Genomic DNA, 18,313 nt, shown 5'->3' on the forward strand with positions numbered 1-18,313 from the left:
CCATCCGGCGCCGGGAACCCGGCGCCTGCGCCCCTGGACCCGTGGTCATGTGCGGGCCGGTGGTCGGTGTTGTGCCCACCCTCCCCCCCAGCTACCTCCCCCAGCCTTCGGCCGGGAGGTGCCCCCATCTCGCTTTGCTCGGCCCTGCGTCACGCCTGCCCACAACCCGGTAACCATCCAGCCCGTCCGGCGTTTGAGGACTGGGTGGGTCCCTCCCACGCCCGCCAGGGCGTAGGAGGCGAGTCCGGGGCGGAGCCCCCCACGCGGCGCCAGCCGCAAATCGGACGCGGTCGGGAAGTGGCGGGGAGGGGGAAACGCCGCAGACGCCAACGGGCGCCCTGGTGGGTGACCGGCGTCATTGACAACGCGCAGCGCTGACGTTGTCATGTGCACATGTCGTCCCTGGTCTCCCTGATCGGGCGCCGAGAACTGCTCGACCAAGCCCGGCAACAACTCGGCGCCGCTCCTGGCGTGCTGTTATACGGGCCGGCGGGGATCGGCAAATCCACCCTGATCGCCGCATTGGAGGATGGAACCCCGCCGGACTGCACGGTGCTGCGATGCTCGCCGGCGGAAGAGGACGCGAAGCTGCCGTTCGTGGGCCTGATCGACCTGTTCGCGGGGGTACCGGAGGAGTACGTGGACGGGCTGCCCACCGAACCCAGGGCGGCACTGCGAGCGGCGCTGCTCCGTGGGCGTGAACCGGGGGGCGCGCAGAGCCGGCTGGCGGTGCGGATCGCGGTACTGGAGGCGCTGCGGGCGCTCGCCGCTGCCGGGCCCGTACTGCTCGCCATCGATGACCTGCAGTGGCTCGACGACCCCAGCGCGCAGGTGCTGGCGTTCGCGGTGCGCCGCCTCGGGGAGCCGGGCCCGCCCGGAGTGCGGCTGGTGGCGGCGGAGCGGGTTCCGGAGGGCGAGCAGCCGGGCCGGCTGAGCTGCTGCCCGCCGGGCACGGTGGAGATCGCCGTACCGCCGCTGCCCGACCGCGAGGTCGCCGAACTCCTGCTGAGCGACACCGGCGTAGGGCTGCCGCCGCCGGCGGTGCAGGCCGTCCAGCGGACAGCCGCGGGCAATCCGCTGTACGCGCTCGAACTCGGCAGGGCGATCGTGCGCGACGGTATGCCGGCGTCCCCCGGCGGACCGCTGCCGGTGCCGCGCCGGCTGCGTACCCTGTTGCTCGACCGGGTCCGGCGGCTGCCGGCATCCGCCCGGCGCACATTGCTGGTCGCGGGGGCCGCCGCCCGGCCGACGCTCACGCTGCTGCGGGCCGTCGGGGTGCCGGACCCGGCGCGGGACCTGCGGGTCGCGGAAGTGCTCGGGGTCGCGGTGGCTGACGCCGAGGGCGCCGTACGGTTCCGGCACCCGCTCATCCGGGCGGCCGTATATGCCGACGCCCCGGAGCACAGTCGCCGCGAGGCGCATGAGCTGCTGGCCGGCGCGGTCACGGAACCCGTGGAGCAGGCCCGCCACCTCGCACTCGCCCGCCCGCACGAGGACGAGACGACCGCCGCGACCCTCATCGCGGCCGCCGGGTCCGCCCGGCAGCGGGGAGCCCCCGGCACCGCCGCCGAACTCGCCGAACTCGCCGCCGGCCGCACCCCGCAGGACCGCCCCGAGGACCGCGCCGACCGGCTGCTGGCCGCCGCGGAGTACGCCTGCGACGCCGGGCTCAGGGAGGACGCGGGCCGGATGGCCGACAGGGTCCTCGGCGAGTCCGGCTCCGCCCGGCAGCGCGTGCGGGCCAGACTCATCCTCCTCAGCAACGCCGGTCAGGCCCTCGGCGGCACCCAGCGGCTCATCGAGGCCGGCCTGCGGGACGCAGCCGGGGACCCCGCGCTGGAGGCGCGCCTTCACCACTGGGCCGCCGTCCGCGATCTGCTCGGCGGCGAGCCCGCCCGGGCCGCCGACCACGCCCGCCGCTCCGCCGACCAGGCCCGCCTCGCGGGGCCCGCAGCCGCCCACACCCGCATCGCCGCCCTGGCCCTGCTGGCCCGGCTGCGCGCCCTGCACGGCGATCTCGCCGCCGCCGACAGCGCGCTGCGCGAGGCGCTGGCGCTCCTGGGCCCGGCGCGACGTGCCCGCGAGGAAAGCGCACACGCGGAAAACACCGACGCGAGCCCCGCGGCCTGGGGCCTGATCCGCACCGGCGCCCTCCTCGCCGCCGAAGCCGACCGGGTGGTCGACGCGCAGGAGGAGGTCGCCGAACTCCTCACGAGGATCGCCGAGTACGCGGGCGTCGAGGAGAGCGTCGCCACCCTCGTGGCGCTCACCCGCATCCAGGTCCGGGCCGGACGCTGCGGGGAGGCCATGGAGAGCGCCGCCCGCTGCGCCGGGCTGCCGGCCGAGGCGGGCAGCGCGTCCCCGCCCGCCCTGTACGCGGCCGCGCTGGCGGAGACGGCGGGCGGATCCGTGCCGGAGGCGCTGCGGCTGGCCCGGCGGGCGGTGGACGCGTGCGAGGCCGACGGGGACCGGCTCTTCCTGCTGCGCGCCCTGGCGGTACTGGGCCAGGCGCAGTTGCTGGCCGGGGGCACCCAGGGGGTGTCGGCTGCGGTCGAGGCGTTGCAGCGGGTCCGGTTGATGGGCGAGGAGATGGGCATCGCCGATCCCGCGCTGCTGCGCTGGTACGCCGACCTGGCGGAGGCGTTGGTGACGCTGGGGGAGACGGAGGCGGCGGCGGAGGTGCTGCAGGCGGCCCACCGGCGGACGACCCGGCAGACCCCGGCCAGCGTGCTGGCAGCGCTGGAATGCGCGGAAGGGCTCCGGGAGGCCGCCGTCGGCCGGGCGAAGAAGGGCGTGTCCCGGTTGCAGGCAGCGGCCGACCGGCTGCGCAGGCTGCCGCTCCCGGTGGATCTGGCACGTACGCTCATCGCCCTCGGCGCGGTCGAGCGCCGTTCGCGCCGCCGCACGGTGGCCCGGGCCGCTCTCGCGGAGGCGCTGGCGATCTGCTCGGCCGCCGGGGCGGAGCCGTTGGCGGCCAAGGCCCGGGAGGAGATCGCCCGGCTCGACGCGATGGAGCGCGGCGGCGGGGGCGGCCCCGAATTGACGGCCAGCGAGCAGCGGGTGGCCCAGCTGGTCGGCGGCGGGGCCACCAACCGGGAGGTTGCCGCCGAGCTGTTCATCAGCGTCAAGACGGTGGAAGGGACGCTGTCGCGGATCTACCGGAAATTCGGGGTGCGCTCACGCACCGCCCTGGCCCACACGATGGCGGCGGCCGTCATCGCCTCCAGCAGCGGTTTCGCACCCGCCGAGGTGGACGACGCGGCAACGCCGGCCGCCGTGGTGACGGTGGACCAGGATCTGGGGATCCGGCTCCATCGCCCGTTGGACGTACGCCGGCTGTAGTCGTATCAGCTGTAGTCGTAGAAGCCGTGGCCGCTCTTACGGCCGAGCCGCCCCGCGTCGACCATGCGCAGGAGCAGCGGGGGAGCGGCGTACAGCGGCTCCTTGTACTCCTCGTACATGCTGAAGGCGACCGAGGCGACGGTGTCCAGGCCGATCAGGTCGGAGAGCTTCAGCGGGCCCATCGGGTGGGCGCAGCCGAGCTCCATGCCGTTGTCGATGTCCTCGCGGCTGGCGATGCCGGACTCGAACATCCGGATCGAGGAAAGCAGATACGGGATGAGCAGCGCGTTGACGACAAAACCGGAGCGGTCCTGGGCGCGGATGGCGTGCTTGCCCAGCACATCGGTGACGAGCTTCTCGGCGCGCAGCAGCGTCTGGTCGCCGGTGGTGAGCGCGGGGATCAGCTCGACGAGCTGCTGGACCGGCGCCGGGTTGAAGAAATGGATACCCAGCACCTGGCCGGGGCGGGAGGTGGCGACCGCGAGCTTCACCAGGGGGATGGAGGAGGTGTTGGAGGCCAGGATCGCGTCCGGGCGGGTCACCACCTGGTCGAGCACCTGGAATATCTCGGTCTTGACCTGCTCGCTCTCCACGACGGCCTCGATGACCAGGTCCCGGTCGGCGAACTCGCCGAGGTCGGTGGTGAAGCTCAGCCGGGCGAGCGTCGAGTCCCGCTCCGCCTCGCTGATCTTGCCGCGTTCGGCGGCCTTGCCGAGTGAGTTCGTCAACCGGCTACGGCCCAGTTCCAGCGCCTCGCCGGTGGTCTCCGCGACCTTCACGTCCAGTCCGGAGCGGGCGCACACCTCCGCTATGCCGGCGCCCATCAGGCCGCAGCCCACTACCCCGACGTACTGGATGTCGTTCAACGCCTTGCCTCTTCCTGCAGATGTCCGTCAGCGACAGTACACCCGTGATGACGGACGACCGGATGTGCCCGGTCCTCCGGGAAAAGGCGCCGGTTCTGCGTAACGGTGCAGGCGGAGCCGTTGAGCGTGAACGCCGTGGGCCCGCCGTTGGTGCCGGACCGGCTGCCGGTGAAGCCGAGGGAGACGGCGGCCCCGGCGTCGGTGAGCGGTGTCCACTGCTTACCGGTCCGCTCCCAGCGGTAGGCGCCGCCGCCTGCGCAGGCGAGAAGAGTGCGGGCCCTCTGGCGGGGGACACGCCGTAGCGCCGGGGAGGATTGCCCCGGCGCGGCCGGACGCCTCATCATCGACAGGGCTGACGCACGGTCAGCGGCACGGTTGGCACGGCCAGTACGGTCACCAGGGGGAACACATGGGCCAGATCACGCGCAGGGTCTTCGCGGCGGCCGCCGCGGGGGCGGTCACCACGATGCTGGCGTCCGGCGACACCCTCGCCGCCGCCCCGGCCCCCGTAGCCGGGCCCGAGCAGCTGCGCGGCATGTGGATCGCGACCGTGTCCAACCGCGACTGGCCCTCAACCCGCGGTCTCTCCGCCACCCGCCAGCGGCAGGAACTGCTCGACTTCCTCGACGCCGCAGTCGGGCGCCGGCTCAACGCTGTGGTCCTCCAGGTCCGCCCCACCGCCGACGCGCTGTGGCCGTCACCCTACGAACCCTGGTCCGAATACCTCACCGGCACGCAGGGCGAGGACCCGGGCTGGGACCCGCTGGGCACCGCCGTCCGCGAGGCGCACCGGCGCGGCCTGGAGCTGCACGCCTGGTTCAACCCGTACCGCGTCGCGAACAACACCGACCCCGCCCGGCTGGCCGCCGGCCACCCCGCGAGGCTCCATCCCGACTGGGTCGTCCCGTACGGCGGCAAGCTGTACTACAACCCGGGTCTACCCGAGGTCCGCCGCTTCGTCCAGGACGCGATGCTCGACGCCGTAAAGCGCTATGACATCGACGCCGTTCACTGGGACGACTACTTCTACCCCTATCCGGTGGCCGGTCAGGCCTTCGCCGACGACGACGCATACGCCCGCTACGGCACCGGCTTCCCCGACCGTGCGGCCTGGCGGCGTAACAACACCGATCTGCTGGTCCGCGAGACCGCCGCCCGGCTCAAGCGGATCCGCCCCCGCACCCGCTTCGGTATCAGCCCCTTCGCAGTCTGGCGCAACCGCGCCACCGATCCGCTCGGCTCGGACACCCGCGCCGGTGTCCAGACCTACGACGACCTGCACGCCGACACCCGCAAATGGGTCCGGGAGGGATGGATCGACTACATCGCTCCGCAGGTCTACTGGAACATCGGCTTCGCCGCCGCCGACTACGCCGAACTCATCCCCTGGTGGGCACGGACCGTCCACGGCACCGGCGTCCGCCTCTACATCGGCGAGGCCCTCTACAAGGCCGGCGCCGCCGGCCAGCCCGCGGCGTGGCAGGATCCGGCTGAGCTCTCCCGCCACCTCGCCTTCGACCGGGACTACCCGCAGGTCGGCGGCAATATCTTCTTCGCCGCGAAGGATGTGGTGGCCGACCCGATCGGCGCGATGAGCAGGGTCGTGGCCGACCACTACGGCGCGCGCGAGGCAAGGCCAGCCGGCGTCTGAGGACGAAAACCGGCCTCCCCTCGCCCTGCGGCGGCACCTCGGTCAAGTGATCGTCGGTGTCCCCGCCTTGTGCTGGACGACGCAATCCGGGCCCGGCGTCATTACCGTCTCGTGCCCGTCGCCGTACCGCACGCGGTACGGCGGTTCGCCCTGATCGCCTATGACTTCTACGATTTCGACGACGTGGTCGTGCTGCCCGACGATGCGGCCGTGCACAAGCAGCCCGTCGCCCTTGGTCGCGTGCATCAGAGGTGCCCTCCTGCCCGGAGTGGACTGACCCCCCGCTCTGCATCAATCCTATGGAGGAGCCGCGGCTGTCGCAGCCCCGGAGGCGTACAAAATTGCGATCCCCCACTGCGATCGTCGCTCATGGCGAGGGAGCGGCGGCGGCCCCCACCTTGTTCGATCACCCGCGTCGAGAATCCGTTGGGGCGGGGGTTCACGCATTGACAGGCGATGCTGCCCGCATTGTGGGCGTTGGACGAGATGGTGACGACGCGGTCGCGGATGGGCAGCAGCAGATTGTTCAGCGCGAAATGGCCGAGATGGTTGGTGCCGATCTGAAGCTCGAAGCCCTGCTGGGTGCGCCGGAGCGGTGTGGCCATGACTCCCGCGTTGTTGATCAGCACCTCGAGGCTGCCGCTCCAGGTTTGCTCGACGCGGCGGACCGACTCGAGGCCGGACAGGTCCAGTGGGCGCACCTCGGTGTGACCGTGGACGGCGGAAGCGGCCTGCTCGCCCTTGCGGACGTCCCGTACGGCCAGGACGACGCGGGCCCCCGCATCGGCCAGGGCGTGAGCGGTCGCCAGGCCGACACCGCAGTTCGCACCCGTGAACGCCCCCCCCGCTCGTTGGCCGGCCGGCGCTCTCGGCCTTATCCCTTCAGCCCGGTGACGCGCATGGTGATGTTGAGGCGGCCGGAGGCCAGGCCGGTGGCGGGGTCGCCGGTGCCCGGGAGAACTCTGGGGACGCCGTGGTAAGCGAAGCGGGAGGGGCCACCGAAGACGAAGAGGTCGCCGGAGGCGAGCTCGATGTCGGTGTAGGGCCGGTTACGGCTTTCGGTGTTGCCGAAGCGGAAGACGCAGGTGTCGCCGATGCTCAGCGAGACGACCGGGTCGCCGGACTGCTCGTCCTTGTCCTGGTGCATGCCGAGCTTGGCCTGGCCGTCGTAGAAGTTGATCAGCGCGGTGTCCGGGGTGTAGCCGTCGCCGGCGGCCGGGTCCTCGTACGCGTCGGCCAGGGCGCGGCGGCCGAGGCCGACCATCCAGTCGGGGAAGCCGGCGACCCGGCGGCCGTTCACGTCGCCGGCGGTGCGTGTGTACGTGTACGGCTGCCAATGCCATCCGATGCAGACGGTCTGCACCGACATGACGCCGCCCCGGGGCAGCCTGGTGTGCCGGATCGGGACCGGGCCGGAGGCCCAGCCACGGCAGGCGGCGACCAGCTCCCGCTGCTGGTCCGGGGTGAGCCAGCCGGGGACGTGGACGGCGCCGGGGGCGGGCCGCATCCGGGGCCGGGGGATCAGCGCCGCCATGTCAGGCACCTCCCGTTCGCGGGCAGGCGGTGGGCGACCCGGTCGCGGGTCGGGTTCATGCCGTGCATTCTCGTGCCGCTTTCCGTCGCGCGTCATTCTCGGGCAGCCACACCGCCCGCGGCGGCATCCGCCGAGCGGCCCCGGTCAGGGTGTGCGTCAGGCGGCGTCGTGGAAGACCAGGCCCAGGGTACGGCGGGTTCCGGAACGCACCGTGCTGACCCCGTGGCGGACGGGGGAGGCCGACCAACCGCGTGCCGACCGTACGGGGCGGTCGCGGGTGGTGAAGATCAGGCCATGGCCCTGCGGCAGCAAGGTCACGGTGCCCCGGGACTGGGCCCGGGGGCGCTGTTCCACGAGCAGGAACTCGCCACCGGCGTAGTCCGCGCCGGGCTCGTCGAGGCCGATGACGACCTGAAGAGGGAAGACCAGGTCGCCGTACAGGTCGCGGTGGAGGGCGTTCCAGTCCCCTTCTCCGTAGCGCAGCAGGATCGGGGTCGGCCTGGTCTGCCCGGCCTCGTGGCACATGTCCAGCCATTCCTGAAGGGTGTCCGGCCAGGGAGCGGGCTGCCCGAGCTTGTCGGCCCAGTCCCGGGCGATGGGCAGCAGGCGCGGGTAGAAGGCCTCGCGCAGCTCCGCGATCGGCCTGGGGAACGGACTGTCGAAGTAGCGGTACTGGCCGGAGCCGAAGCGGTAGCGGGCCATGTCGATGGTGGAGCGGAACAGCTCGGCCTTGTCGTACAGCTCCGCGACGCTCCGGCACTGCGCCGGGGTCAGGACAGGGCCGGTGAGGGCGCACCCGTAGTCGTTGACCTCGGCGGCCAGGGCGGTCCAGTCGGCCGCCGGGCGGCTTTTGGTGGCGGGGTGGTTCATGGCGCCGAGTCTGGTCCGGATCCGTCGCGAGAGCTGGCGTGAATCGGACATCGCGTTCGCACCGGCAGGCGGGTTGCCGTGTCTGTGGCTCCGGCGCTCGTCGGCCCTTGAGAGCGACGGCTAGCCTGAGGGCACAATGAACTGTTTCACGACGTCATCGGGCAAGTTCGACCTCGCCCGCTACCCCGAGGACCCTCGCGACAGGCTTCGCGCCTGGGACGCTGCCGACGAGTACCTGCTGCGGCATCTCCAGGGAATCGATGCCGAGCCGGTGGACCTGTCCGGCACCGTCGTCGTCATGGGCGACCGGTGGGGGGCTCTGGTCACCGCGATCGCCGACTGCCGCCCCGTGCAGATCACCGACTCCTTCCTCACCCAGGCGGCGACCCGGGTGAACCTGCGGCGCAACGGGATCGACGCGGAGAAAGTGCGGCTCCTGTCGAGCAGGGACAACCCGCCGGACCGGATCGACGTGCTGCTGATCCGAGTACCCAAGAGCCTCGCGCTCCTGGAGGACCAGCTGCATCGCCTCGCACCCCTTGTTCACGCGGGCACCGTCATCGTCGGCACCGGGATGGTCACCGAGATCCACACCTCGACGCTGAAGCTGTTCGAACGGATCCTCGGGCCGACCCGCACCTCGCTGGCGGCGAAGAAGGCACGGCTCATCTTCTGCTCGCCGGACCTTCGGCTCGCCCGGGTCGCCAGCCCGTGGCCGCGCCGCTACGAGCTGCCCGGCGACGTCGGAGCGGTCTCGGGCCTGACGGTCACCAACCACGCGGGTATCTTCTGCGCCGAACGACTCGACATCGGCACCAGGTTCTTCCTGCGAAACCTTCCGCGGCGCCACGGCCCCGAGCGGATCGTGGACCTGGGATGCGGCAACGGGGTGATCGGAACGGCCGCGGCGCTGGCCAACCCCGAAGCCGAGGTGATGTTCGTCGACGAGTCCTACCAGGCGGCGGCGTCGGCGGAGGCCACGTTCCGGCTGAACGCCGGCGCGGACACCACGGCGGAGTTCGTGGTGGGCGACGGCCTGTCGGGCGTACCGGCCGGGACGGTGGACCTGGTACTGAACAATCCGCCGTTTCACACCCACCGGGCGACGACCGACGCGACGGCCTGGCGCATGTTCACCGGCTCGCGCGACGCGCTACGCCCCGGCGGCGAGCTGTGGGTCGTCGGCAACCGGCACCTCGGATACCACGTGAAGCTGCGCCGGATCTTCGGCAATTGTGAGGTCGCCGCGAGCGACCCGAAGTTCGTCATCCTGCGCGCCGTCAGGCGGTGACCGAACAGCGGCCCTGGGACCATCGGTCTGAGAGTCGACTCTCACATATTATGAGAGAATACTCTCACGTCATGGACTCCGGTAATCGCCTGGGCGATCTCGAAATCACCGATCCGAAGACGATGCGGGCACTGGCGCATCCCGTGCGACTGTCGATCCTCGAACGCCTGCAGCGGCACGGGCCGGCGACCGCGACGCAGCTCGCACCTGATGTGGGAGCGACCCCGTCGGTGACCAGTTGGCATCTACGGCATCTGGCGGGCTTCGGGCTGGTCCGTGACGCCGAGTCCGGACCGGATCGCCGGCAGCGGCGGTGGGAGGCCGTGGCGCGCGGCTTCCGGTTCGAGGTGCCTGCGGACCCTGCTGACGAGGAGGGCCGGTCGGCGGCGCGGGTGCTGTCCCGGGAGATGTTCCTGCGCTCCGCGGACCTGCCGCATCGCTGGGTGGCCGAGGTCGAGCCCGGACTCGATCCGGTCTGGCGCAGGCTCGCCACTGTGGCCAACACCCGCGTCGTCGTGTCCGCCGAGGAGCTCGCCGCCATCGACGACGCGATCGAGAGCGTGATCGCGCCCTACGTGACGCGTGACCCGTCCCGGCGGCCCGCCGGCAGCCGCGGTGTCCGGCTGGTGCGTTATGCCCTGCCGGAGAGCGCCGACGAGCGGACGGGAGAGACGCCGTGAGCGCCCCGGAGGAGATCGCCCCGTTATCGCTCTGGTGCGATCGACGGTTCGTTCGCTTCTGGGCAGGTCAGTCGGTCTCGCAGTTCGGTGACCGGATCTCCGAGCTCGCCCTGCCCCTGATCGCCGTAGGGGCGTTGCATGCGTCGGCCAACCAGGTGGCATGGCTGACCGCGCTCATCTGGACGCCGAACCTGCTCGCAATCGTCCTGGGGGCCTGGGTCGATCAGCGGACCCAAACGCCGCCTGATGGTTCTCGCCGATCTGATACGTGCCTGCGTACTGCTGACTCTGCCGGCCGCGTACCTCTCAGGGACCGTGACGCTCGGCCAGCTGTATGCGGTGGCATTGCTGACCGGCGCCGCAGGGGTGCTGTTCAACACCGCCTATCCGCCCTTCTTCGCTCACCTCGTGCCGCGCTCGTCCTACGTCGACGCGAACAGCAAGCTCAACGCCAGCCGGTCCGCGTCCTATGTCGCCGGCCCTGCCATCGGCGGTGCTCTCGTCCAGGCCCTCACCGCGCCGGTCGCCGTCGTCGCCGACGCCTTGTCCTTCGTGGTATCCGCACTCCTGGTCGGACCGATCCCGATCCACGAACCACCGACCGCCGCCGCCACCGCTGACGCGCCGGAGCGGTCGCTGCTGCAGCGTGCCCGAGAGGGACTGGTGTTCGTGGTTCGTCATCCGGTGCTGCGGGCCGGCCTCGGCTGCGCGACGACCGTCAACTTCTTTACCTTCGTCTCCGGCAGCGGACTGGTCGTGCTGTTCGCCAGCCGCCACCTCGGGCTGACCGCGGGAGCCATCGGACTCGCGTTCGGCGTCGGATCGACCGGCGCTCTCCTCGGCGCGGTGATGGCCCCGAAGATCTCGCGACAGATAGGGGTAGGACGCAGCATCGCCGTGGGCGCCGTGCTGTTCCCGGCCCCCATCGCCATCGCCGCTGCTGCGGGCGGCCCTGTCTGGGCCCGTCTCGGGGCGCTGGCCGGGGCCGAGTTCCTTTCCGGCATCGGCGTCATGCTTTTCGACGTCAACCTCAACTCCCTGCAAGCCGCGGTGATCCCTGACGGCATGCGCAGTCGCGTGGCCGGCGCCTACAGCACCGTGAACTACGGGATACGCCCCGTCGGCGCCATCGTCGGCGGCCTGCTCGCCACCCTCGTCGGTCTCCGGGCAACCCTGCTCGTCGCAGCCATCGGCGGAGCGCTGTCGCTGCTCTGGCTACTGCCCTCACCGATACCGCGCATACACGCTCTGACCCCGCACAACCCGACCGGGACAGGCGACGCGGCCGCCGACAACCAACCAGCACACCACTGAATCGCAAGCGGTCGGCCAGGTTCGGCCTCGCCCGCCTCCTGGGAGGAGCCCCCGCCCAGGTCACGCGCTCGGTATCCGGCTCGTGCGAGCCACTACAAGCGATGCCAGCGCCGGATCAACGCCTGTCAGCGCGTGCACCCACGCCACAACGCCACCCTCAGTCCGTAGGCGCGGCCGAGCGGGCCGAGGGCACGGCGCGTCCCGGGGTGGTCCCGCAGCCGGACGGGCGCCGGCTCGGGGTCGCGCCGTCGGGGCTACGACCGGCGGCGAGACTCGCCGCGCTTGCCGCCTTTGGGGCCACCGGAACCGCCCCGTGGGCTCTTGCCGGCCGACTTGCCGGCTGCGGGTTTCCGCTGTGCGCCGCCCGTGTCGGGACGCTTGGTTTTCGGCTGTGCCGGGGTTGGGGCGCGTCCCCGTGTGCTGTTGACGGTCCGCCCGCGGACGATCCCGATGAATTCCTCCACCAGCTCGGTGGTTTTGTCCTGCGGCCATGACAGCGCGATGCGTGACTCGGGGGCGTCCGAGACCGGCCGGTACGTGAGGTCCTTGCGGTGGTGCAGGCGGGCGAGTGACTGCGGGACGACGAGTAGTCCCACTCCTGCCGCCACCAGTTCGACGGCGTCCGCCGTCGTGGCGGGGCGCTCGATCGCGGGCAGTCCCGGCCGGCGCTCCCATTCGAGGGTGTCGTCGAGAGGATGCAGCACGACGTCGTCGGCGAGATCCTCGGCGGACACCTCGTCGACCGCCGCAACGATGTGGTCCTTCGGGATCACGACCACCGTCGTCTCGGTGTAGAGGGGGATCGCGCTGAGGTCCGTCCGGTCGACCGGCAACCGCACGAAACCCGCGTCGGCGCCCCCACCCAGCAATACGTCGGATGCTTCGGCGGCGGACATCGCGATGAGGGTCAGTGGGACGTCGGGCAGCCGCTCGTTCCAGGTCCGCACCCACTTGGTGGGCGTGACACCCGGGACATACGCGAGCCGGAATGAAGGGGATGCTTCCGAGCCTGTCACTCCGCCAGATTACCGGCCGTGGTCGGAGGTATCGCACACGCTCGATACTCTTGAGACCATGACGTCGCACCAGACCATCCAGACGATGAAGCCCGCAACCGCGGCGAAGAAGCTGGGTGTGTACCTTGAGGCCACCCCCGCCGAGTTCCAGGACAGTGTCGTTTCGCGCAACGAATTGAGTGCGCTGCAGGCCGATCCGCCCGAGTGGCTGCTGGAACTGCGACGCAACGGCCCGCATCCTCGGCCGGTGGTCGCGGCGAAGCTCGGAATCTCCATCGCGGGTCTCGCGCGCGGCGGAGTCACAGACGCCCTCACTACGGAGCAGATCGACGCGTTGAAGAGGGACAGTCCCGAGTGGCTGCAGCAGGAGCGCGCCACCCAGGCCGAGGTCAGGAAAGAAGCGGTGCGCATCAAGGAGAAGAACGCGGCGCGAGGCGATCAATCCCGCCGACCGCGTTCCTGACCTCTGTCCCCCGACGATGCCGAGTCCGAGTTCGTCGACAGAGACAGCCTGAAGCGCCTTGCCCGTGGCACCGGGCCGCGTGGCCGGTTCTGCCGTGCGGCCATTCCGTCCAGGACCTTGTCGGTGATGGCGCAGCCGGTCCGAGCCGACGGACTCATCGACTACCAGTACCGCCGCGAAGCCCTCCGCGGCTGGTCCCTCGACCCCAGCACCTGGCAGGAACTGACCAGCCGGCTGGAGCCTCCGCACGGCAAGCAACCCGTCCTCGACGATCGCACGCGCCAGGACGCGTCCCTCTGGGTCCACGTCACGCGTGGTGAGCACCTGTTCGCGCCTCGCACCATCGAAGCCGAGCAGCCACTGGACATCCAGCAAGACTGGGCGCGACGCCGGAACACCACATGGTTCCAGCTCACCCGCGATCCGATGCGTCACTACGCTGACCTGCGGAAAGCACTCATCGATTACGCTCGCCAGTTCGCCGCAGACATCGAAGCCGGAGCCGTTCCCGCTCGGGAGGCCAGGACTGAGCGGGTGCGACTTTTCGGGGTAGATGACACTGAAGGTGCTGGGCTGACCAGGGCCCCTGGCTGGCCACTATGCGTGGCCAGGTTCCACCTATCGTGTCCCGGCTCACCGGTACGGCTTCGGCGTTTCCCAGGGTGGTGTCAACCACCAAGACCAGGTGTCACCTATCTCGAAAAGTCGCAGCGGGCCAACAACGACGCTCGGCCGGGCCAGCTCAAGCACTAAAGGGCCAACTCAGCCGCTCAGCCTCAACACACGAACCGGCCGCCACCTCTATTCATTGCATAAAACTTCGACTCACCGTATAGTCATGCCATCGACGAGGAGGATTCGATGGTATTCCGGGTAGCGGTGGCAGGGGCGAGCGGGTACGCGGGCGGCGAAGTCCTGCGAATTCTGCTCGCCCACCCCGAGATCGAGATCGGCGCACTCACCGGCAACTCCAACGTAGGCCAGGAGCTGGGTGGGCTCCAACCGCACCTGCTGCCGCTCGCCGGCCGGGTCCTGGAGCCGACCTCCGCCGAGGTTCTCGCCGGGCACGATGTCGTCTTCCTCGCCCTGCCGCACGGCCAGTCCGCCGCCGTCGCCCAGCAGCTCGGCGACGCCGTCCTGATCGTGGACTGCGGCGCCGACTTCCGCCTCCACTCCGCCGCCGACTGGGAGAAGTTCTACGGCTCTCCGCACGCCGGCACCTGGCCCTATGGCCTGCCCGAGCTGCCCGGCGCCCGGGCGGCGCTGGAGGGGTCCAAGCGCATCGCGGTCCCCGGCTGCTTCCCCACCGGCGTCTCCCTCGCCCTCTTCCCGGCGTACGCGGCCGGGCTCGCCGAGCCCGAGGCTGTGATCGTCGCCGCGTCCGGCACCTCCGGTGCGGGGAAGGCGCTCAAGCCGCATCTGCTCGGCAGCGAGGTGATGGGCTCCGTCAGCCCGTACGGTGTCGGCGGCGTCCACCGGCACACCCCCGAGATGAGCCAGAACCTCTCCGCCGTCGCGGGGGAGAAGGTCACCGTCTCCTTCACTCCCACCCTCGTCCCGATGCCCCGCGGCATCCTCGCCACCTGCAGTGCCAAGGCCAAACCCGGCGTGACCGGCGACCAGGTACGAGCCGCGTACGAGAAGGCCTTCGCCGACGAGCCGTTCGTCCACCTGCTCCCCGAGGGCCGGTGGCCGTCCACCGCCGCTGTCACCGGCTCCAACGCCGTACAGCTCCAGGTCGCCTACGACGAGAGCGCGAATCGCGTCATCGCCATCAGCGCGATCGACAACCTCACCAAGGGCACCGCCGGTGGCGCGGTGCAGAGCATGAACGTAGCCCTCGGCCTCCCCGAGGAGCTGGGGCTTTCCACGAGCGGAGTGGCCCCGTGAGCGCCCGCCGCGCGCTCGCCGTGCTGCTGGCCAAGGCTGTGCCCTGCGACACCGCAGCCCGCCCGGCGGCTGCCCGGCCGCAGACCAGGACGCCGCCCGCGCCTCAGCGCCGGGCAGACAGCGAACGGAACGAGGAGAAAGCGTGAGCGTCACCGCAGCAAAGGGATTCACGGCGGCCGGGATCGCCGCCGGGATCAAGGCAGGCGGCAACCCGGACCTGGCCCTGGTGGTGAACAACGGCCCGCGGCTCGCCGCCGCGGGTGTCTTCACCTCCAACCGGGTCAGGGCCGCGCCCGTCGTCTGGTCCGAGCAGGTGGTGCGAGGCGGTCAGATCTCGGCTGTCGTCCTCAACTCCGGCGGCGCCAACGCCTGTACCGGCCCGCTGGGCTTCCAGGACACCCACGCGACCGCTGAGAAGGTCGCCGAGGCGACCGGCGGCAACGCCAGCGAGGTCGCCGTCGCCTCCACCGGCCTGATCGGCATCAGGCTGCCGATGGACAAGCTGCTGCCCGGCATCGACAAGGCTGTGGCGCAGCTGTCGGAGCACGGCGGTGAGAAGGCCGCCATCGCCATCAAGACCACCGACAGCATCCACAAAACCTCTGTCGTGGGGGGCGAGGGCTGGACTGTCGGGGGGATGGCCAAGGGCGCCGGGATGCTCGCGCCCGGTCTCGCCACGATGCTCGTCGTCCTCACCACCGACGCCGATCTGGACTCCGTGACGCTCGACAAGGCGCTGCGCTCCGCCACCCGTACGACCTTCGACCGGGCCGACTCCGACGGCTGCATGTCGACCAACGACACAGTGCTGCTGCTCGCCTCCGGAGCGTCCGGGACCGCTCCCGCCTATGACGACTTCGCCGCAGCCGTGGAGAAGGTCTGCGCGGATCTCGCCCGCCAGCTGATCGGCGACGCCGAGGGCGCGTCCAAGGACATCAGGATCGAGGTCATCAACGCGGTCACCGAGGACGACGCCGTCGAGGTCGGCCGCTCCATCGCCCGCAACAACCTCCTCAAGTGCGCTCTCCACGGCGAGGACCCCAACTGGGGCCGCGTCCTCTCCGCCATCGGCACCACCTCCGCCGCCTTCGAGCCCGACCGGCTCAATGTCGCCATCAACGGAGTCTGGGTCTGCAAGGGCGGCGCCGTCGGTGAGGACCGAGACCTGGTCGACATGAGATACCGCGAGATCCACATCATCGCCGACCTCAGCGCCGGTGACGCGACCGCCACCATCTGGACCAACGACCTGACCGCCGAGTACGTCCACGAGAACAGCGCGTACAGCTCATGACCTCTGGCCCCACCGCCCGCAACCACACAGCGCTACCCAAGGCCCGCATCCTTGTCGAGGCGCTGCCCTGGCTCACCCGCTTCCACGGCAAGACCGTCGTCATAAAGTTCGGCGGCAATGCCATGGTCGACGAGGCGCTGAAAGCTGCCTTCGCCCAGGACGTCATCTTCCTGCACCACGCCGGCCTCAAGCCGGTCATCGTGCACGGTGGCGGCCCGCAGATCAACGCCCACCTCGACCGGCTCGGCATCGAGTCGTCCTTCACCGCAGGGCTGCGCGTCACCACCCCGGAGACCATGGACATCGTAAGGATGGTGCTCGCCGGGCAGGTCCAGCGCGACCTCGTCGGGCTGCTCAACCAGCACGGCCCCTTCGCCGTAGGCATGACCGGCGAGGACGCGCACACCATGACGGCCGTCAAGCACTACGCGACCGTCGACGGCGAGCAGGTCGACATCGGCCGGGTCGGCGAGATCACCGCGGTCGACGCGGGCGCCATCCAGGCCCTGCTCGACGACGGCCGCATTCCGGTGGTCTCCTCCATCGCCCGTAGTGCCGACGACGGCCACGTGTACAACGTCAATGCCGACACCGCCGCAGCCGCGCTCGCGGCCGCACTGGACGCCGAGATGCTCGTCGTACTCACGGATGTGGAAGGCCTCTACGCCGACTGGCCCGACAGCGACGAAGTGATCAGCCAGCTCACCGCCAGCGAGCTGGAGAAGCTGCTGCCCGAGCTGGCCAGCGGCATGGTGCCCAAGATGGAGGGCTGCCTGCACGCCGTGCGCAACGGAGTTTCCACCGCCCGGGTCCTCGACGGCCGGGTCCAGCACTGCATTCTGCTGGAGATTTTCACCGATGACGGGATCGGCACGATGGTCGTGCCGGACGCCGTAGTAGAAGGGGCCGAGTGATGACCAACCAGGAGTTCACCCAGCGCTGGCAGGGCTCCCTGATGGAGAACTACGGCACTCCGAGGCTTCCCCTCGTCCGTGGCGAGGGCGTCAAGCTCTGGGATGCCGACGGCAAGGCCTACCTCGACTTCCTCGGCGGCATCGCGGTCAACGCCCTCGGCACCGGCCACCCCGCCGTCGTGACCGCGGTCTCCGAGCAGGTCGCCAAGCTCGGCCACATCTCCAACTTCTTCATCGCCGAACCCACCGTCGCCCTCGCCGAGCGGCTGCTCCAGCTCTCCGGCCGGCCCGGCCGGGTCTTCTTCTCCAACTCCGGCGCCGAGGCCAACGAGGCCGCGTTCAAGATCGGCCGGCTCACCGGCCGTACCCACATGGTCGCCACCGAGGGCGCCTTCCACGGCCGCACCATGGGCTCCCTCGCCCTCACCGGCCAGCCCGCCAAGCAGGCCGCCTTCCATCCCCTCCCCGGCGACGTCACCCATGTCCCGTTCGGTGACGTGGACGCTCTGCGCGCCGCGGTCACCACCGACACCGCCCTCGTCATCCTGGAGCCCATCCAGGGCGAGAACGGCGTCATCGTGCCCCCCGCCGGCTACCTCGCCGCCGCCCGCGAGATCACCCGCGCCACCGGCGCCCTCCTCGTCCTCGACGAGGTCCAGACCGGTATCGGCCGCACCGGCCACTGGTTCGAGCACCAGGCCCAGGGCGTCGAGCCCGATGTCGTCACCCTCGCCAAGGGCCTCGGCGGCGGCCTCCCCATCGGTGCCACCATCGCCTTCGGCGCGGCGGCCGGGCTGCTGACCCCGGGTCAGCACGGCACCACCTTCGGCGGCAACCCCGTCTCCTGCGCCGCCGCCCTCGCGGTCCTGGACACCATCGCCGCTGACGGCATTCTCGACAACGTCAAGCTCCAGGGCGAGAAGCTTCGCCAGGGCATCGAAGGTCTCGGCCATCCCCTGGTCGATCACGTGCGCGGTTCCGGCCTCCTCCTGGGTATCGTGCTCACCGAGCCGCTCGCCCCCCAGGTACAGAAGGCGGCTCAGGACGCCGGACTCCTGGTGAACGCCGCCGTACCAGGCACCGTACGGCTCGCGCCTCCGCTGATCCTTGGTGACGCCGAGGTCGAAACGTTCCTGCAGGCGCTCCCCGGCATCCTCGACGAGGCAGCCACAGCACGATGACCCCGAT

17 protein-coding genes and 1 pseudogene are annotated in these 18,313 nt (G+C 70.9%); 12 read left to right on the forward strand and 6 right to left on the reverse strand.

Annotated elements, in window-relative coordinates:
• Positions 1 to 393 precede the first annotated feature (393 nt).
• The gene (locus FCI23_RS06185; protein WP_136722426.1) at positions 394 to 3,342 is read left to right on the forward strand and encodes a helix-turn-helix transcriptional regulator; all 2,949 of its coding nucleotides are present in this window, start codon (positions 394 to 396) and stop codon (positions 3,340 to 3,342) included.
• Positions 3,343 to 3,347: 5 nt separating this feature from the next.
• Here the strand turns inward: FCI23_RS06185 and FCI23_RS06190 are convergent, their stop codons facing one another.
• Positions 3,348 to 4,208, reverse strand: a complete 861-nt coding sequence (locus FCI23_RS06190; protein ID WP_136722427.1) for a 3-hydroxybutyryl-CoA dehydrogenase — start codon at positions 4,206 to 4,208, stop codon at positions 3,348 to 3,350.
• Between the two features lie 409 nt (positions 4,209 to 4,617).
• Between FCI23_RS06190 and FCI23_RS06200 the strand changes: the two genes are divergently transcribed.
• The gene (locus FCI23_RS06200; protein ID WP_136722429.1) at positions 4,618 to 5,859 is read left to right on the forward strand and encodes a glycoside hydrolase family 10 protein; all 1,242 of its coding nucleotides are present in this window, start codon (positions 4,618 to 4,620) and stop codon (positions 5,857 to 5,859) included.
• Positions 5,860 to 5,901: 42 nt separating this feature from the next.
• On the opposite strand, the gene FCI23_RS06205 is transcribed toward FCI23_RS06200, so the two are convergent.
• From FCI23_RS06205 to FCI23_RS06220, 4 genes and pseudogenes are all read right to left on the reverse strand, one after another.
• Positions 5,902 to 6,105, reverse strand: coding sequence for a DUF1918 domain-containing protein (locus tag FCI23_RS06205; RefSeq protein ID WP_136722430.1), 204 nt, complete (start codon positions 6,103 to 6,105; stop codon positions 5,902 to 5,904).
• Between the two features lie 224 nt (positions 6,106 to 6,329).
• Positions 6,330 to 6,737: pseudogene (locus FCI23_RS59305) on the reverse strand (SDR family NAD(P)-dependent oxidoreductase); the annotation flags it as partial.
• The gene (locus FCI23_RS06215; RefSeq protein ID WP_136722432.1) at positions 6,734 to 7,393 is read right to left on the reverse strand and encodes an alpha-ketoglutarate-dependent dioxygenase AlkB family protein; all 660 of its coding nucleotides are present in this window, start codon (positions 7,391 to 7,393) and stop codon (positions 6,734 to 6,736) included. The gene FCI23_RS06215 and the pseudogene FCI23_RS59305, both read right to left, overlap by 4 nt.
• A 156-nt stretch (positions 7,394 to 7,549) precedes the next feature.
• Entirely contained in the window at positions 7,550 to 8,263 is a 714-nt protein-coding gene (locus tag FCI23_RS06220; protein WP_136722433.1) for a 2OG-Fe(II) oxygenase, read from the reverse strand.
• Between the two features lie 136 nt (positions 8,264 to 8,399).
• Here FCI23_RS06220 and FCI23_RS06225 point away from each other — a divergent pair, with 136 nt between their 5' ends.
• The 3 genes from FCI23_RS06225 (at position 8,400) to FCI23_RS06235 (ending at position 11,548) form a co-directional block, all read left to right on the forward strand.
• Positions 8,400 to 9,554: a methyltransferase gene (locus FCI23_RS06225; protein WP_136722434.1), complete on the forward strand. Its 1,155-nt coding sequence runs from the start codon at positions 8,400 to 8,402 to the stop codon at positions 9,552 to 9,554.
• Between the two features lie 71 nt (positions 9,555 to 9,625).
• Positions 9,626 to 10,234 (forward strand): helix-turn-helix domain-containing protein, encoded by a 609-nt coding sequence (locus tag FCI23_RS06230; RefSeq protein WP_136722435.1) that lies wholly within the window; start codon positions 9,626 to 9,628, stop codon positions 10,232 to 10,234.
• Between the two features lie 246 nt (positions 10,235 to 10,480).
• Positions 10,481 to 11,548 carry an MFS transporter gene (locus FCI23_RS06235; RefSeq protein ID WP_246143424.1) on the forward strand — a complete coding sequence of 356 codons (1,068 nt, stop codon included), beginning with the start codon at positions 10,481 to 10,483 and terminating at the stop codon, positions 11,546 to 11,548.
• Between the two features lie 254 nt (positions 11,549 to 11,802).
• Here FCI23_RS06235 and FCI23_RS06240 read toward each other — a convergent pair whose 3' ends face one another.
• Positions 11,803 to 12,564: a LysR family substrate-binding domain-containing protein gene (locus FCI23_RS06240; protein ID WP_136722436.1), complete on the reverse strand. Its 762-nt coding sequence runs from the start codon at positions 12,562 to 12,564 to the stop codon at positions 11,803 to 11,805.
• A 58-nt stretch (positions 12,565 to 12,622) separates the two neighbouring features.
• On the opposite strand from FCI23_RS06240, the gene FCI23_RS06245 reads away from it, so the two are divergent.
• From FCI23_RS06245 to FCI23_RS06270, 7 genes are all read left to right on the forward strand, one after another.
• Positions 12,623 to 13,027 carry a DUF5997 family protein gene (locus FCI23_RS06245; protein WP_136722437.1) on the forward strand — a complete coding sequence of 135 codons (405 nt, stop codon included), beginning with the start codon at positions 12,623 to 12,625 and terminating at the stop codon, positions 13,025 to 13,027.
• 126 nt (positions 13,028 to 13,153) lie between these two features.
• A complete protein-coding gene (locus FCI23_RS06250) occupies positions 13,154 to 13,780 on the forward strand; it encodes a hypothetical protein (RefSeq protein WP_136722438.1) in 627 nt (208 codons plus the stop codon).
• Between the two features lie 108 nt (positions 13,781 to 13,888).
• The gene (gene argC, locus FCI23_RS06255) at positions 13,889 to 14,917 is read left to right on the forward strand and encodes an N-acetyl-gamma-glutamyl-phosphate reductase (protein WP_136722439.1); all 1,029 of its coding nucleotides are present in this window, start codon (positions 13,889 to 13,891) and stop codon (positions 14,915 to 14,917) included.
• Positions 14,914 to 15,063: a hypothetical protein gene (locus tag FCI23_RS56175; protein ID WP_169316694.1), complete on the forward strand. Its 150-nt coding sequence runs from the start codon at positions 14,914 to 14,916 to the stop codon at positions 15,061 to 15,063. The genes argC and FCI23_RS56175 overlap by 4 nt, the downstream gene beginning before the upstream one ends.
• Positions 15,060 to 16,211, forward strand: coding sequence for a bifunctional glutamate N-acetyltransferase/amino-acid acetyltransferase ArgJ (gene argJ, locus FCI23_RS06260; RefSeq protein WP_136722440.1), 1,152 nt, complete (start codon positions 15,060 to 15,062; stop codon positions 16,209 to 16,211). The genes FCI23_RS56175 and argJ overlap by 4 nt, the downstream gene beginning before the upstream one ends.
• Complete coding sequence (argB, locus tag FCI23_RS06265) at positions 16,208 to 17,125, forward strand: acetylglutamate kinase (RefSeq protein ID WP_136722441.1); 918 nt, start codon at positions 16,208 to 16,210, stop codon at positions 17,123 to 17,125. The genes argJ and argB overlap by 4 nt, the downstream gene beginning before the upstream one ends.
• A complete protein-coding gene (locus FCI23_RS06270; protein WP_136722442.1) occupies positions 17,125 to 18,306 on the forward strand; it encodes an acetylornithine transaminase in 1,182 nt (393 codons plus the stop codon). The genes argB and FCI23_RS06270 overlap by 1 nt, the downstream gene beginning before the upstream one ends.
• Positions 18,307 to 18,313: the final 7 nt, after the last annotated feature.

The sequence above is a fragment of the Actinacidiphila oryziradicis genome (assembly GCF_005047355.1).
Taxonomy (GTDB): domain Bacteria; phylum Actinomycetota; class Actinomycetes; order Streptomycetales; family Streptomycetaceae; genus Actinacidiphila; species Actinacidiphila oryziradicis.